Origin of the sequence: Kribbella sp. NPDC049584 (genome assembly GCF_040675555.1) — a bacterium.
In the GTDB taxonomy this organism is placed as follows: domain Bacteria; phylum Actinomycetota; class Actinomycetes; order Propionibacteriales; family Kribbellaceae; genus Kribbella.
On the sequence record NZ_JBFAPF010000002.1, the window covers coordinates 959,277 to 972,154 of the forward strand.

Annotated in this window: 16 protein-coding genes; 7 read left to right on the forward strand and 9 right to left on the reverse strand. The window is 68.7% G+C overall.

Annotated elements, in window-relative coordinates; all coding sequences use genetic code 11:
- Positions 1–56: 56 nt before the first annotated feature.
- Positions 57–1,310 carry an amidohydrolase gene (locus AB0J62_RS11295; protein WP_363867476.1) on the forward strand — a complete coding sequence of 418 codons (1,254 nt, stop codon included), beginning with the start codon at positions 57–59 and terminating at the stop codon, positions 1,308–1,310.
- Positions 1,311–1,344: 34 nt separating this feature from the next.
- Positions 1,345–1,716 (forward strand): VOC family protein, encoded by a 372-nt coding sequence (locus AB0J62_RS11300; RefSeq protein ID WP_363867479.1) that lies wholly within the window; start codon positions 1,345–1,347, stop codon positions 1,714–1,716.
- Here the strand turns inward: AB0J62_RS11300 and AB0J62_RS11305 are convergent, their stop codons facing one another.
- Positions 1,717–2,472, reverse strand: coding sequence for an SDR family NAD(P)-dependent oxidoreductase (locus AB0J62_RS11305; RefSeq protein WP_363867482.1), 756 nt, complete (start codon positions 2,470–2,472; stop codon positions 1,717–1,719).
- Between the two features lie 15 nt (positions 2,473–2,487).
- Positions 2,488–3,189, reverse strand: a complete 702-nt coding sequence (locus AB0J62_RS11310; protein ID WP_363867485.1) for an SDR family oxidoreductase — start codon at positions 3,187–3,189, stop codon at positions 2,488–2,490.
- A 101-nt stretch (positions 3,190–3,290) separates the two neighbouring features.
- On the opposite strand from AB0J62_RS11310, the gene AB0J62_RS11315 reads away from it, so the two are divergent.
- Positions 3,291–4,160 carry a LysR substrate-binding domain-containing protein gene (locus AB0J62_RS11315; RefSeq protein ID WP_363867488.1) on the forward strand — a complete coding sequence of 290 codons (870 nt, stop codon included), beginning with the start codon at positions 3,291–3,293 and terminating at the stop codon, positions 4,158–4,160.
- A gap of 26 nt (positions 4,161–4,186) precedes the next feature.
- Here AB0J62_RS11315 and AB0J62_RS11320 read toward each other — a convergent pair whose 3' ends face one another.
- The 4 genes from AB0J62_RS11320 to AB0J62_RS11335 form a co-directional block, all read right to left on the reverse strand.
- Positions 4,187–4,759, reverse strand: a complete 573-nt coding sequence (locus AB0J62_RS11320; RefSeq protein ID WP_363867491.1) for a dihydrofolate reductase family protein — start codon at positions 4,757–4,759, stop codon at positions 4,187–4,189.
- A gap of 81 nt (positions 4,760–4,840) precedes the next feature.
- The gene (gene recQ, locus AB0J62_RS11325) at positions 4,841–6,673 is read right to left on the reverse strand and encodes a DNA helicase RecQ (protein WP_363867494.1); all 1,833 of its coding nucleotides are present in this window, start codon (positions 6,671–6,673) and stop codon (positions 4,841–4,843) included.
- Between the two features lie 71 nt (positions 6,674–6,744).
- Complete coding sequence (locus AB0J62_RS11330) at positions 6,745–7,170, reverse strand: VOC family protein (RefSeq protein WP_363867497.1); 426 nt, start codon at positions 7,168–7,170, stop codon at positions 6,745–6,747.
- Entirely contained in the window at positions 7,167–8,009 is an 843-nt protein-coding gene (locus AB0J62_RS11335; RefSeq protein WP_363867500.1) for a helix-turn-helix domain-containing protein, read from the reverse strand. The genes AB0J62_RS11330 and AB0J62_RS11335 overlap by 4 nt, the downstream gene beginning before the upstream one ends.
- A 122-nt stretch (positions 8,010–8,131) precedes the next feature.
- Here AB0J62_RS11335 and ilvD point away from each other — a divergent pair, with 122 nt between their 5' ends.
- The 4 genes from ilvD to AB0J62_RS11355 all read left to right on the forward strand — a co-directional run bounded on the left by ilvD (position 8,132) and on the right by AB0J62_RS11355 (position 11,550).
- Positions 8,132–9,982, forward strand: a complete 1,851-nt coding sequence (gene ilvD, locus AB0J62_RS11340; protein WP_363867503.1) for a dihydroxy-acid dehydratase — start codon at positions 8,132–8,134, stop codon at positions 9,980–9,982.
- Between the two features lie 92 nt (positions 9,983–10,074).
- Positions 10,075–10,326, forward strand: a complete 252-nt coding sequence (locus tag AB0J62_RS11345; RefSeq protein WP_134098349.1) for a hypothetical protein — start codon at positions 10,075–10,077, stop codon at positions 10,324–10,326.
- A 12-nt stretch (positions 10,327–10,338) separates the two neighbouring features.
- Positions 10,339–10,563 (forward strand): hypothetical protein, encoded by a 225-nt coding sequence (locus AB0J62_RS11350; RefSeq protein ID WP_363867506.1) that lies wholly within the window; start codon positions 10,339–10,341, stop codon positions 10,561–10,563.
- Complete coding sequence (locus tag AB0J62_RS11355; RefSeq protein ID WP_363867509.1) at positions 10,564–11,550, forward strand: hypothetical protein; 987 nt, start codon at positions 10,564–10,566, stop codon at positions 11,548–11,550.
- Here the strand turns inward: AB0J62_RS11355 and AB0J62_RS11360 are convergent.
- The 3 genes from AB0J62_RS11360 to AB0J62_RS11370 are packed head-to-tail and all read right to left on the reverse strand — an operon-like array spanning position 11,522 to position 12,790.
- Positions 11,522–11,824: a type II toxin-antitoxin system PemK/MazF family toxin gene (locus tag AB0J62_RS11360; protein WP_130446637.1), complete on the reverse strand. Its 303-nt coding sequence runs from the start codon at positions 11,822–11,824 to the stop codon at positions 11,522–11,524. The genes AB0J62_RS11355 and AB0J62_RS11360 overlap by 29 nt on opposite strands.
- Positions 11,824–12,060: a YlcI/YnfO family protein gene (locus AB0J62_RS11365; RefSeq protein WP_363867513.1), complete on the reverse strand. Its 237-nt coding sequence runs from the start codon at positions 12,058–12,060 to the stop codon at positions 11,824–11,826. The genes AB0J62_RS11360 and AB0J62_RS11365 overlap by 1 nt, the downstream gene beginning before the upstream one ends.
- 58 nt (positions 12,061–12,118) lie before the next feature.
- A complete protein-coding gene (locus AB0J62_RS11370) occupies positions 12,119–12,790 on the reverse strand; it encodes an LON peptidase substrate-binding domain-containing protein (protein ID WP_363867517.1) in 672 nt (223 codons plus the stop codon).
- Positions 12,791–12,878 lie beyond the last annotated feature (88 nt).

Here is a 12,878-nt window from a genome sequence, read left to right on the forward strand (position 1 = left end):
GGATCGTCCGCACGTGGACGGCCCGGGGCTTCTTCGCGACCGTCTACAGTGCGGACATGGACACGGACCTGGTGGCACGGTTGCGGTCTACCTACGAGGATCTGCACGCCCACCCGGAGCTGTCCGGCGACGAACACCGTACGGCGGGGGTCGTCGCAGGCTGGTTGCGTGAAGAGGGCTTCGATGTCCACGAGGGCATCGGCGGAGCCGGTGTCGCGGGGGTGTTGAGCCAGGGCGACGGGCCGACGGTGTTGCTGCGTGCCGACATGGACGCCTTGCCGGTCGCCGAAGAGACTGGTCTCCCGTACGCGAGCACGGTCGACGGTGTCATGCATGCCTGTGGCCATGACATGCACGTCACCTGTCTCCTCGGCGCCGCGGTCGAGCTGGCCGCCGCCCGTGACGCCTGGCGCGGGACGCTGGTGGTCGTGTTCCAGCCCGCCGAGGAGATCGGCGTCGGCGCTCAGGACATGGTCGACGACGGCTTGTACCAGAAGGTGCCGAAACCCGACATCGTTCTCGGCCAGCACGTGGCCCCGATTCCGGCGGGCACGCTGGGGTTGCGGCCCGGGCCGTCGTTCGCGTCCGCGGACACCCTGCGTGTCACCCTCTTCGGCGTCGGCGGTCACGGCTCGCGCCCGGAGGCGACGGTCGATCCGGTCCTGCTCGCGGCAACGACCACCGTCCGCCTGCACACCGTGGTCTCCCGGGAGGTGGCCGGCAACGACACCGCCGTACTGACGGTCGGGGCGATCAACGCCGGCACGAAGGCCAACATCATCCCCGACACCGCGGAGTTGCTGCTGAGTGTGCGCAGCTACACCGAGCAGGTTCGCGGCCGGGTGCTCGGAGCGATCGAGCGCATCGTGGCCGCCGAGGCACAGGCCGCCGGTGCCCCGCGACCACCGACCGTCGAGCGACTCGAGGGCGTGCCTGCCGTGATCAACGATGCTGCCGCCACCGAACGGACCCAGCAGGTCCTGGAGTCCGTCGTCGGGCCCGGACGGGTGGTCGACCCGGGCCTGATCACGGGCAGCGAGGACGTCGGCATTCTCGCCCAGACCGCCGATGTGCCGATCGTCTACTGGCTGCTCGGCGGGGCCGACCCGGCCGAGTTCGCCGGTGCGGAGTCGATGGAGCAGATTGTCCGGGTTGTGGCCGACTTGCCGTCCAACCATTCTCCGCACTACCGCCCGGTCCCCAGCCCGACGATCGAGATCGGCGTCGACGCACTCGTGACCGCCGCTCGCCACTGGCTGGATTCTTTGCCGGGTGATGTCGAAAAGCCGGGGTCGGGATCTACCTCCTGAGTGAAAGCACCTCTTCACGAGAAGGAGCACCACCATGAACCACATCAGCGAGATCCGGACCGTCGGCGTACCGGTGACCGACCAGGACCGCGCGGTCGCGTTCTACACCGAGACCCTGGGCTTCGAGGTTTTGATGGACGCCCCGCTGCCGCAGTTCGGCGGCCGCTGGATCCTCGTCGCGCCGGCCGGTTCGGCCGCGAGCATCGCTCTCGTGCCGGCGTCGGACGGCAACCCGGCCGGCGTCGACACCGGGATCCGCATGGGCAGCCCGGATGCCAAGGCCGCCCACCGGCACTTCCTCGACGCCGGAGTGGACACCGACGAACTCCTCGAGTGGCCCGGCATCCCGCCGATGTTCAGCCTCCGCGACCAGGACGGAAATCGGCTCTACATCTCCCAGGTCTGACTACAGCCGTACTCCGGTGAGCGAGGCGCATGCATCCAGAAAACCCTCCTGCGCCTCGCGATCCGAAGCCACCGGATGCGTCCGATGCGGCCGCTTGTGGTAGTAGTACCCACCGCTTCCTATGCCCGCCGCGGTCGCCAGCCACGCCTGAGTCAGGTGCGCCTGGCCGAGATCGCCTGGCGCGCCGCGGCCACCCATCTTGGTCGGCACCCAGCCCGGGTCAACCGCGTTCGACTGGACGTCCGGCCACAGCCGGGCGACGGCGAAGGTCAGCAGGACGTCGTGCAGCTTGGAGTCCGAGTACGCCTGCGCGCCGCGCCAGCGCCGCCGTACCCACTGCAGATCGTCGAGTACAAGATCCCCGCCGAGGTGCATGCCGGAGCTGAGATAGATCAGCCGTTCGGGTCGCTCGATGAGCGCGGTCAGCAGGTACGGCGCGAGCGCGTTGATCGCGAACACGTGCTCCAACCCGTCGACAGTCTCTCTTCGCGGCTCCTGGTAGCCGACGGCCGCGTTGTGTACGACGACATCGAACCGGCCGGACTCGTTCGCCTGCCGAGCCAGGTCCCGCGTCTCAGCGAGGCTCGCGAGATCGCCGACGAGTGCGTCGGCCGCTCCGCGCACGGCCGCGAGAGCATCGCGGGCACGGTGCTCGTTGCGGGCGTGCAGCACGACCTCGTGCCCTTGTGCGACCAGCTCCTGCGCGAGCAACTGCCCGAGACCGTCTGCCGAACCGGTGATCAGTGTGCGTGTCACAGGTCCCACTCTGCCTTAGACGAGCACGTGGCCGCCGTCGACTGACACGATCGAGCCGGTCGAGTAGGGCTGGTTCATCAGGTAGACGTACGCCGACGCGATGTCCTCGGGCTCGCCGACGCGTTGGACGGGCAGTTGGCGCGCGGTCTCGTCGTAGTCGAGGCCGCCGCGCCACAGCGGCGTACGGACGACACCTGGCTTGACGGCGTTGACGCGGATCGGCGCCAGCTCGAGGGCAAGCGCCCGTACGGCGGAGTCGATCGCGCCGCAGATGCTCGCGGCGACCGACCAGCCCGGTCCTGGGCGATCGCCGGCGGCTCCGGTGGTGAGTACGACGGAGCCGCCCGGCCGGATCTTGGATGCGGCCGCGCTGACCGCGCCCAACGCGGCGAAGTAGCGCAGTTCGAAAGCCTGCCTGGCCTTGCCGAGGTCGAGCGAGTCGATCTCGAGCAAGGTCAGCGCTTCGCCGGCCGTGAACACCAAGTGGTCGAAGGGCTCGATCCCGTTGAAGAAGGCTGCGACGGCGGCGGAGTCGGTGAGGTCGACGGCTTCACCGGACGCGGAGTCCGGAAGGGATTCGAGCGCACGCTTCACCGACTCGGGGTTGCTAGAGGCAACAATCACGGTCGCGCCCTGGTCGGCGGCGAGTCGGGCGGTGGCGAGGCCGATACCCGACGTACCGCCGAGGACGACGACGCGCTGGTTCTGCAGGGACATGACATGACCTTTCGTGGGTGGGGGATTCCTTTCCACGATGCGGCCGCCGGGCGGACGCCGTCCAAGACCTGTTCCGGCCGCTGTAATACCCTGAAGGTATTATGGACCTCGATCTCCGCAAGCTCCGGTACTTCGTGGCCGTCGCCGAGGAGCTGCACTTCGGCCGGGCGGCGGAGCGGCTGCACATCGCGCAGCCAGTGCTGTCCCGGCAGATCCGGGCGCTCGAGGACGAGGTCAGGGCTCAGCTGTTCGTCCGCACCAAGCGGGCCACCGAGCTGACCCCGGCCGGGCGGCAACTGCTCGACGATGCGCGGCCCCTGCTGTCCGCGGCGGACGCGACGCGTCGGCGGGTGGCCCGAGCGGCGCGTGGGTCGAAGACGTTCACGATCGGCTTCATGCCGGGCCTCACCGTGACCGAAGCGGTCCGCGCGTTCGGCGTGAGCCACCCCGACATCGACGTCGAGCTGATCCGGACCACCTGGAACGACCAGGTCGACGTACTGCATGACGGGCGGGTCGACGTGAGCATCGTCCGGCTGCCGATCGACCAGGCCGGGTTGACCGTCCGCCCACTGTTCGAGGAGCCGCGGGTCGCGATGCTCCCGTCCGATCACCGCCTCGCGGGCAAGCCCGTCATCGACATCACCGATCTCGCCGACGAGCACCTGCTCCAGGACCCGGACGCCGTACCGGAATGGCGCGATATCGCGCGTGAACTCCGCACCCGCACCGCGAAGCCGATCCCCGTGATGCGCAGTGTCGAGGAGAAACTCGAACACGTCGCCACCGGCCGCGGCATCTCGATCATCCCGCTCTCCGTCGCGACCTTCTACCAACGCTCCGACGTCGTCGCGGTCCCGGTCGACGACCTCGCACTCAACGCCGTCTGCCTGGCCTGGGTCTCCTCACGCCGGTCCCGCCTCATCCACGACTTCGCCGCAATAGCACCGCAGGTCGCCTGGACGCCTTAGCCTCGGACCTTGCAGCGGCCGGTGCCTCAGTGGCGGACACGGTAGCGGATGTGGGTTGCCTGTGGGGTGTCGATCACGCGCGCGATCTCGAGTTCGATGCGTTCCGGGAGTACGTCGAACAGCCGCATGCCGCCGCCGAAGAGCACCGGCACCTGGTCGATCTGCAGCTCGTCGAGTACGCCGGCCGCGAGCGCCGTCCGGCCAGTGACGGCGCCGTGCACCAGCACGTCCTTGTCACCGGCAGCTTCCTTCGCCTGGGCGATCGCGGTCTCGACGTCGCCCACGAACGTGACCTTCTCGTACGGCGAGGTCGCGGTCGGGTCGCTGGTGACCACGAAGATCGGTACGCCGTGGTGGTCGCCGCCGTAGAAGTCGACCTGCTCGCCCGTACGGCGGCCGACGACGACCGCGCCGGTCTCCTGGAGCTCGTCCCAGATCACGGCGGCCTCGCCCGCGGGCCGGCCGACCTCGCCGTCCTCGTTCAGGTACCACTGGTGCAGCCGCATGAACTCGTCGCCGCCCGGGTTCCCCACGCCGTCATTCGGGCCGGCGATATAGCCGTCGGCGGACATCGACATCAACAACACAGCTGAAGACATGAGCGCTCTCCTTAGCTCGGGGGCGCGGCCGGTCCGCACCCTCTCTGCCTTCGCGTCGAAGAGAACCGCCTGGATTCGACATCAGTCCGCGGCGAGTGTCTCCAGCACGCCGTCCCCGTACTTGGCCAGCTTGTTCTCGCCGACGCCGCTGATCCGGCCCAGCTCGGCCAGCGACGACGGCAGGTCGGTCGCGATCTGCCGCAGCGTCGCGTCGTGGAAGATCACGTACGCCGGAACGCCCTGCTCCTTCGCCACCGCGCCCCGCCAGGCGCGCAACCGCTCGAAGACCGGCGCCGCCTCCGGTGCCAGGTCGACCGCGGCCTTCTTCCCGCCGGACGACCTGGACGAGGAGCGGACCCGCTCGGGCTCACGACGCATCATCACCTCACGCCGCCGACCGAGCACCTCGCCGCTCTCCTCGGTCAGCACAAGCGTGCCGTAGTCGCCCTCGACGGCCAGCAACCGCAGCGCCAGCAACTGCCGGACCACCCCGCGCCACTCGCTGTCCTTCAACTCGGTGCCGATCCCGAAGACCGTCAGCTCGTTGTGCCGGAACTGCTTGACCTTGTCGGTCTCCTTGCCGAGCAGGATGTCGACCAGTTGCCCGGCGCCGAACTTCTGCCCGCGCTCGTGCTGGAGCCGATACACCGTCGAGAGCAGCTTCTGCGCCGCGATCGTCCCGTCCCAGGACTCGGGCGGCGTTAGGCAGGTGTCGCAGTTCCCGCACGTGTCGCCCTGTTGTCCGAAGTACGCAAGCAACTGCGACCGCCGGCATTGCACGGTCTCGCACAACGCGAGCATCGCGTCGAGGTGCGAACCGAGCCGCCGTCGATGCGCCAGGTCGCCCTCGGACGTGTCGATCATCTTCCGCTGCTGCACGACGTCCTGCAGGCCGTACGCGAGCCAGGCCGTCGACGGTAGACCGTCCCGCCCGGCACGACCGGTCTCCTGGTAGTAGCCCTCGACCGACTTCGGTAGATCGAGATGCGCGACGAACCGGACATCCGGCTTGTCGATGCCCATCCCGAACGCGATCGTCGCCACGACGACGAGCCCGTCTTCACGCAGGAAGCGCGACTGGTTCTCCGCGCGGGTCCGGCTGTCGAGGCCGGCGTGGTACGGAACGGCCTCGATCCCGTTCTGCGTCAGGAAGGCAGCGGTCTTCTCGACGCTGTTGCGGGACAGGCAGTACACGATGCCCGCGTCGCCGGCGTGCTCGGTGCGCAGCAGGTCGAGCAGTTGCCGTTGCGGGTTGTCCTTCGGGACGATCCGGTACTGGATGTTCGGCCGGTCGAAGCTCGCGACGAAGTGCTTGGCCTCGGACAGGTTCAGCCGGGTGGCGATCTCCTTGTGGGTTGCCTCGGTCGCCGTCGCGGTCAACGCGATCCGCGGTACGTCGGGCCAGCGATCGTGCAACTCCGACAGCATCAGGTAGTCGGGCCGGAAGTCGTGTCCCCACTGCGACACACAGTGCGCTTCGTCGATCGCGAACAACGCGATCTTGCCCTGGTCGAGCAGCCGCACCGTCGACTCGACCCGCAAGCGCTCGGGCGCGAGGTAGAGCAGATCGAGCTCGCCGGCGAGGAACGCCTGCTCGACCTCGCGCCGCTGGTCGAAGTCCTGCGTGGAGTTGAGGAATCCGGCGCGCACGCCGAGAGCGGTGAGCGCGTCGACCTGGTCCTGCATCAACGCGATCAGCGGCGAGATCACCACCCCGACGCCGGACCGCACGAGCGCCGGGATCTGGTAGCACAGCGACTTCCCGCCACCGGTCGGCATCAGCACCAGCGCGTCGCCGCCCGCGACCACGGTGTCGATGATCTCGGCCTGCTGACCGCGAAAGGCGTCGTACCCGAAGACGCGCCGCAGCACTTGCAGGGCTTCGGAGTCAGGCAGTCCGGTTGTCTCGCTCACCTCGGCGAGTCTAGTGAGATCGACCGACAGATGCCGACTCGCGCACCGCAGCCTGTGGATACTGCCCTGGACTACTGGGACATTGCGCCCGCATACGTGCCGACGCTCCACAGATTGCCCTCGAAATCGCGCACGGTGAACCCGCGCGATCCGTAATCCGTGTCCTCCAGCCCTTGGACCACGACCGCGCCCGCGCCGATCGCCCGGCCGATCAGGCTGTCCGGATCGTCGTGGACGAGATAGACCGACTGGCGCTGATCGGTCAGCGCGGTGAACTCGTCCGGCTCGGTCTTCGCGTCGGCCGAGCCCAGCATGATCCCGCCGCCGGTCGGCCAGGACAGCTCCGCGTGGGCGATCGAGCCCTCCACGGCGCCTTGGTACGACGCGATGACGGTGAAGCCGAGTCCTTCGGTGAGGAACTTCAGTGCTGCCTGTCCGTCCCGGTAGTGCAGGCCGGGCCAGACGCCGATCACGTTCTTGTCTGTCGCAGTGTTCATACCTTCGAGACTCGCGCCCCGGCGGGGATGAAGTCTTGAAGGTTTGGGAGTTCCTCGGTCATCCATTGTCGCGGCGAGCAGCCGGCGATCGCCTGGAACTCGCGGGTCAGGTGCGCCTGATCGGCGTACCCGGCCGCGGCCGACAGATCGGCAAGCCGGGTCCTCGGGTGGCGGCGGAGGTGTCCGGTGACGCGTTCGAAACGCAGTACGCGAGCCGCGACCTTGGGCGCCAGGCCGAGCTCGCGCGTGAAGCGGTCGGTGAGATGCCGCCGGCTCCAGCCGACCTCGGTCGCAAGCTCCTGGATGCCGATCGCTCCGCGCGATGCGCAGAGCCGTTGCCAGGCCCAGCCGACCTCCGGCTGAGCCGTGCCCGCGTTGCGTTGGCCGAGTTGCTCGAGCAGCAAGCCCTCGATCAGGTCGAATCGTCTGTCCCAGCTCGGCTCCTCGCGCAGCTGGTCGGTCAGCTCACGCGCCGTCCGGCCGAACACCTCGTCGAGACCGACCACGATCGACGCGAGCTGACCCGCCGGCAGCCCGAGCAGCTCACGGGCCGCCGGGGGAGTGAGCGAGACCTGCACTCCGGCCCGGCTGTCGGTCTGGCCGATGTGCACCGCGGTGGAGTGCAGCCCGCCGGCGAGGGCGTCGTACTTGTCGACCGGCCGGCCCGGCCACGCGACGCCGAGCGGCTCGTCGAGCGTGATGACGAGCGTCATGAAGCGTGATGGCAGGCCGCGGTGCAGCTCGGGCGGATACCCGTCCGACGCGTAGCCGATGAGGTCACCGACATACGGCCGCAGGGCAGGGTGCACCGGCCGCGTGTGGTGCTCCATCCCTGCCATGACCACAGGCTAGATCCAGCCTCGGACAGAATCACCTGCTCCACAATCCGGGACCCGCGTACCGCCATCCGGACGGGCGTGGCAACATCGGTAGCGTCGTTCTACTGCGAGGAGATGTCGTCGTGCCTGCTCTGAGGTCCCGTACCGTCACCCACGGCCGCAACATGGCGGGCGCCCGCGCGCTCATGCAGGCCTCCGGGGTAGCCCGCGAGGACTTCGGCAAACCGATCATCGCGGTGGCGAACAGCTTCACCGAGTTCGTCCCCGGCCACACCCACCTGGCACCGGTCGGGCGGATCGTCTCCGAGGCCATCCACGCGGCCGGCGGCATCGCCCGCGAGTTCAACACGATCGCCGTCGACGACGGGATCGCGATGGGCCACGGCGGCATGCTCTACAGCCTTCCGTCGCGGGACCTGATCGCGGACTCCGTCGAGTACATGGTCGAGGCGCACTGCTCGGACGCGCTGGTCTGTATCTCGAACTGCGACAAGATCACTCCCGGCATGCTGAACGCCGCGCTCCGCCTGAATATCCCGACGGTGTTCGTCTCCGGCGGCCCGATGGAGGCCGGCCGGGCCACGCTGGTCGACGGCACGGTCCGCAAGCTCGACCTGATCGACGCGATGTCCGAGGCCGTCAACGAGAACGTCTCCGACGCCGACATCCTGCGGATCGAGGAGAACGCCTGCCCGACCTGCGGTTCGTGTTCGGGCATGTTCACAGCCAACTCGATGAACTGCCTGACCGAGGCGATCGGTCTCTCGCTGCCGGGCAACGGTTCGGTGCTCGCGACCCACACCGCCCGCCGCGCGCTGTACGAGAAGGCCGGCGAGACCGTCGTACAGATCACCAAGCGGTACTACGACAACGACGACGCGACCGTGCTGCCGCGGAACATCGCGACCAAGGAAGCCTTCGGGAACGCGATGGCGCTGGACATCGCGATGGGCGGATCGACCAACACGATCCTGCACCTGCTCGCGGCCGCGCAGGAGGCCGAGGTCGGCTTCGACCTCGACGACATCAACGCGGTCTCGCGCCGCGTCCCGTGCCTGGCCAAGGTCGCGCCGAACGTCGCACCCGGCGGCACGTACTACATGGAGGACGTGCACCGCGCCGGCGGCATCCCCGCCATCCTCGGTGAGCTGCACCGCGCCGGACTGCTGAACGAGAACATCCACACCGTGCACAGCGACTCGATCGACGAGTGGCTGAAGACGTGGGACCTGCGCGGCGGCTCGCCGTCGCCGGAGGCCGTCGAGCTGTGGCACGCGGCGCCGGGCTGCAAGCGATCCGCGACTGCCTTCTCGCAGTCCGAGCGGTGGGAGACGCTCGACACCGACGCGGCCGGCGGGTGCATCCGCGATCTCGAGCACGCGTACTCGAAGGACGGCGGTCTCGCCGTACTGAAGGGGAACCTGGCCGTCGACGGCTGTGTCGTGAAGACGGCCGGGGTGGACGAGTCGATCTGGACGTTCCAGGGACCCGCGGTGGTGTGCGAGTCGCAGGAGGAGGCCGTCGAGAAGATCCTGGCCAAGCAGGTGCAGCCGGGTGACGTCGTCGTGATCCGGTACGAGGGTCCCAAGGGCGGGCCGGGCATGCAGGAGATGCTGTACCCGACGTCGTTCCTCAAGGGCCGCGGTCTGGGCAAGGTCTGCGCATTGGTCACCGACGGCCGCTTCTCCGGCGGTACGTCGGGACTCTCGATCGGGCACGCTTCGCCCGAAGCGGCGTCCGGCGGCACGATCGCCCTGGTCCAGGACGGCGACCAGATCCGTATCGACATCCCCGGCCGTTCCATCGAGCTGCTGGTCGACGAGGCCGAGCTGGCCGCCCGCCGGGACGCCCTCGGCGGTGTGTACGCGCCGAAGAACCGCGAGCGCAAGGTCTCCGCCGCGCTCCGGGCGTACGCCGCGATGGCGACCAGCGCCGACCGTGGCGCCGTACGCGACGTCTCCAAGCTGGGCTGATGCCCTGCGCAACTTCCCTTGCCGACTCATTGTGGCTGTACCGCTGCCGGGCGTAGCTTGGTTGCACGGGATGCCTGACCTGGGGAGGGGTCATGGGGGACGAGCGGGAGGAACGATTCCGTGCTGCGCTCGACGAGGGGCGCAAGCCGGCGGTGTTCATGTTCCAGCCGACGAGCTTCGAGCAGGTGACGCCGGAGCGGCTGTCGGAGTGGGAACGCAGTGTCCAGGAGGGTTTCGGCCTGAACACGTACGGGTTCGAGCGGGACGTGTTGCTGCGGTCCGCGTCGTGGTCGAACTGCGGCAACGGCCAGATCTGCGCCGACGACTCCGACTGGCACGAGTGAGGGGCCGGGGCGATGACGGAACCGAACGCGGGTAGCGGCAAGGCGCCGGTGGTCTTCATGTACCAGCCGTCGCGGTTCGATCTGGTGCCGACCGACAAGCTGCACGAGTGGGAGCAGCGCGTCCGCGACGACGTCGGGCTGCCGGTCGAGTTCGCGCGTAACGGCGGCGGGTCGGAGTGCCTGTCCGCGACGCTGCCGAACGACTGCATGGACGACTGCGACTACCTGGCCGAATAGATGACCCGGCCGTCGATCGCGGTGCTGACGTTCACCGATGATCTGCACGCGCTGGTGATCCAGGCACACCTCCGCCGCAACCGCGGCGCGCTGTGTGAGGTCGTCGAGGTGGACTCGATGGCGGATCGGCCCGATGGACTGAGCTGGTCGACGGATCCGGCCTTCGGTACGTCGGTGCCGACGCGCGACGGCGGCCGGCTCGATCTGGCCGGCTGCGACGCGATCTGGTTCCGGCGCTGGAACCATCCGCAGCGGGCCGGCCGCGAGCTGACCGAGGACGCGCATCGGGAGGTCGTCGACGCGAGCTGTGCGAGCACCTTGATGGGGGCCTTGCGCAACGAGTTCGACGGGCGCTGGGTGAGTCACCCGGACGCGACCAGACGGGCCGAGAACAAGCTGATCCAGCTGCGGGCGGCCGCGGACGCCGGGTTCGTCGTACCGCGGACGCTGGTCAGCCAGGATCCGGCCGAGATTCGGCGCTTCTGCTCGGCGCTCGACGGGCAGGTCATTCTGAAGGCGGTCCGTGGCACGCCGAGCAGTCAGCTCTACACGCTGCCGGTGACGGCCGAGCATCTGGCCGACGACGATGCGCTGCGGCTCTGCCCGACGATCTTCCAGGAGTACGTGCCCGGGACGCGGCACCTGCGCGTGTTGTGCTGCGGTACGACGGCGTACGCCGTGGCCATCGATTCGCCGGATCTCGACTGGCGGCGGAACCTCGACGTACCGATCGAGCCGGTGAGCCTTGACCCCGTGATCCAGCAGGCGCTGGCGCGGGTGCTGGAACTGCTGGACCTGCGCATGGGGGTGGTCGACCTCAAACTCGATCCCGACGGCCGGCCGGTCTGGCTCGAGCTGAACCCGCAGGGGCAGTTCCTGTTCGTCCAAGGTCTGACCGGCCTGGACCTCACAGCCGGCTTCGCCGATTTCCTCTGCGAAGAGGCCTTGAGCGGTGCAGTCAGAGCTCGAGGTCGAACGCCAGGTTGATCGCCTCGGCCAGGAGCGGCTCCTGGTCAGGGTGCAGGTGGCCGATCAGACGACCGAGCTGCGCCTTGGGAATAGTCTGGATGTTGTCACAGGAGATCGCGCTCGGGTGATCGAGCCCGTTGTCCGGACCGACCAGCACTTCGGTGGACAGCCCGCGGATCGTGCTGGTGATCGGCGCGACAGTGACGTTGGTGAGGCGAGGGCGGATCAGCTCGCGCGTCAACACCACCACCGGCCGCGGTTTGTCGAGCCGGGCGATGTGCAGCGCGCGCATCAGTCGAGATCGCTGAGCACAGTGCCGGAGGCGGCGGTCGCCAGGCCGTCCAAATCGTCGTACCCACCGTGCTCGCTCAGAATCGCAAGGTCGCGCGCGGCCAGCTCCCGGCGCCGCTCCCGCTCCATCGCCCGCGCAACCACAGACGCCCGACTAGTCGCCTTGTCAGTCGCGACCAGCTCATCCATAAAGTCCACCAGCTCATCCGGCAGCCGGACCGTAATCTGCTTACTCATACCAAAACCATACCGCCCCGGGATTCACTTCGGTAGGGCCGTCCGACCGCCAGGTGAATCAGTTGGGGGAGAGGGTGGACCAGCTGATGAGGTCGAAGGCGGGGAGGGAGGGGAGGGCGGTGATGGCGGCCAGTTCGTTGTCGATGAGGCCTACTAGTTGGGCCAGGCGGGTGGTGACGTCGGTGGCCTCGAGGAGTTTCTGGCGGTCGGGGGTCATGAGTTTCATGGCCGCGGACATCAGGTAGGACAGCGTGCTGGGGTCGTCGGGGAGCTCACCGAGGTGCAGGCCGGGGCGGCTGATCTCGCTGACCGCCTCGGCGTACTTCCGGAAACGCTTGACCGCGACCATCGCCGTACCGAGCGGGTCGTCGCCGAGATCGTCGTCCAGCCACTCGACGTCGGCGACCAGGTAGTCGCCGGTGCCGTCGAGCTCGGACACCTTGAAGCGCCGGTTGCCGGTCAGCGTCACCTCGACCGGGCCGTCGTCCTCGGCGTCGAGCGTGATCTCGGAGATCGTCGCCGCGCAGCCGGTCCCGTACAGCGACCGGAACACCCGCTCACCCAGCTCATACCCGTCCCGGACGGCGAGTGCCCCGCACACCAGCTCGCCGCCGTTCTCGACCAGGTCGCGGACCACCGCGCGGCCCTGGACGTCGGTCACCGGAATCGGGAGCACCAGCCCGGGAAAGATCACCGTGTCGACAGTGAGCAACGGCAGGCGGGAGTCCATACAAAGGAGCCTAGGCCATCGCCTTGGCCATTACGCGCGGTGACGGCCCGGCTTGTGGATACGGCGCGGAGGCGACGGGCCCCTCACC

Bases quoted from the DNA above. Each gene is read 5' to 3' on its own strand.
- AB0J62_RS11295 (WP_363867476.1), top strand. From the start codon at position 57: ATGGACACGGACCTGGTGGCACGGTTGCGGTCTACCTACGAGGATCTG.
- AB0J62_RS11300 (WP_363867479.1), top strand. From the start codon at position 1,345: ATGAACCACATCAGCGAGATCCGGACCGTCGGCGTACCGGTGACCGAC.
- AB0J62_RS11310 (WP_363867485.1), bottom strand. From the start codon at position 3,189: ATGTCCCTGCAGAACCAGCGCGTCGTCGTCCTCGGCGGTACGTCGGGT.
- AB0J62_RS11315 (WP_363867488.1), top strand. From the start codon at position 3,291: ATGGACCTCGATCTCCGCAAGCTCCGGTACTTCGTGGCCGTCGCCGAG.
- AB0J62_RS11320 (WP_363867491.1), bottom strand. From the start codon at position 4,759: ATGTCTTCAGCTGTGTTGTTGATGTCGATGTCCGCCGACGGCTATATC.
- AB0J62_RS11330 (WP_363867497.1), bottom strand. From the start codon at position 7,170: ATGAACACTGCGACAGACAAGAACGTGATCGGCGTCTGGCCCGGCCTG.
- AB0J62_RS11335 (WP_363867500.1), bottom strand. From the start codon at position 8,009: ATGGCAGGGATGGAGCACCACACGCGGCCGGTGCACCCTGCCCTGCGG.
- AB0J62_RS11345 (WP_134098349.1), top strand. From the start codon at position 10,075: ATGGGGGACGAGCGGGAGGAACGATTCCGTGCTGCGCTCGACGAGGGG.
- AB0J62_RS11350 (WP_363867506.1), top strand. From the start codon at position 10,339: ATGACGGAACCGAACGCGGGTAGCGGCAAGGCGCCGGTGGTCTTCATG.
- AB0J62_RS11355 (WP_363867509.1), top strand. From the start codon at position 10,564: ATGACCCGGCCGTCGATCGCGGTGCTGACGTTCACCGATGATCTGCAC.
- AB0J62_RS11360 (WP_130446637.1), bottom strand. From the start codon at position 11,824: ATGCGCGCGCTGCACATCGCCCGGCTCGACAAACCGCGGCCGGTGGTG.
- AB0J62_RS11365 (WP_363867513.1), bottom strand. From the start codon at position 12,060: ATGAGTAAGCAGATTACGGTCCGGCTGCCGGATGAGCTGGTGGACTTT.
- AB0J62_RS11370 (WP_363867517.1), bottom strand. From the start codon at position 12,790: ATGGACTCCCGCCTGCCGTTGCTCACTGTCGACACGGTGATCTTTCCC.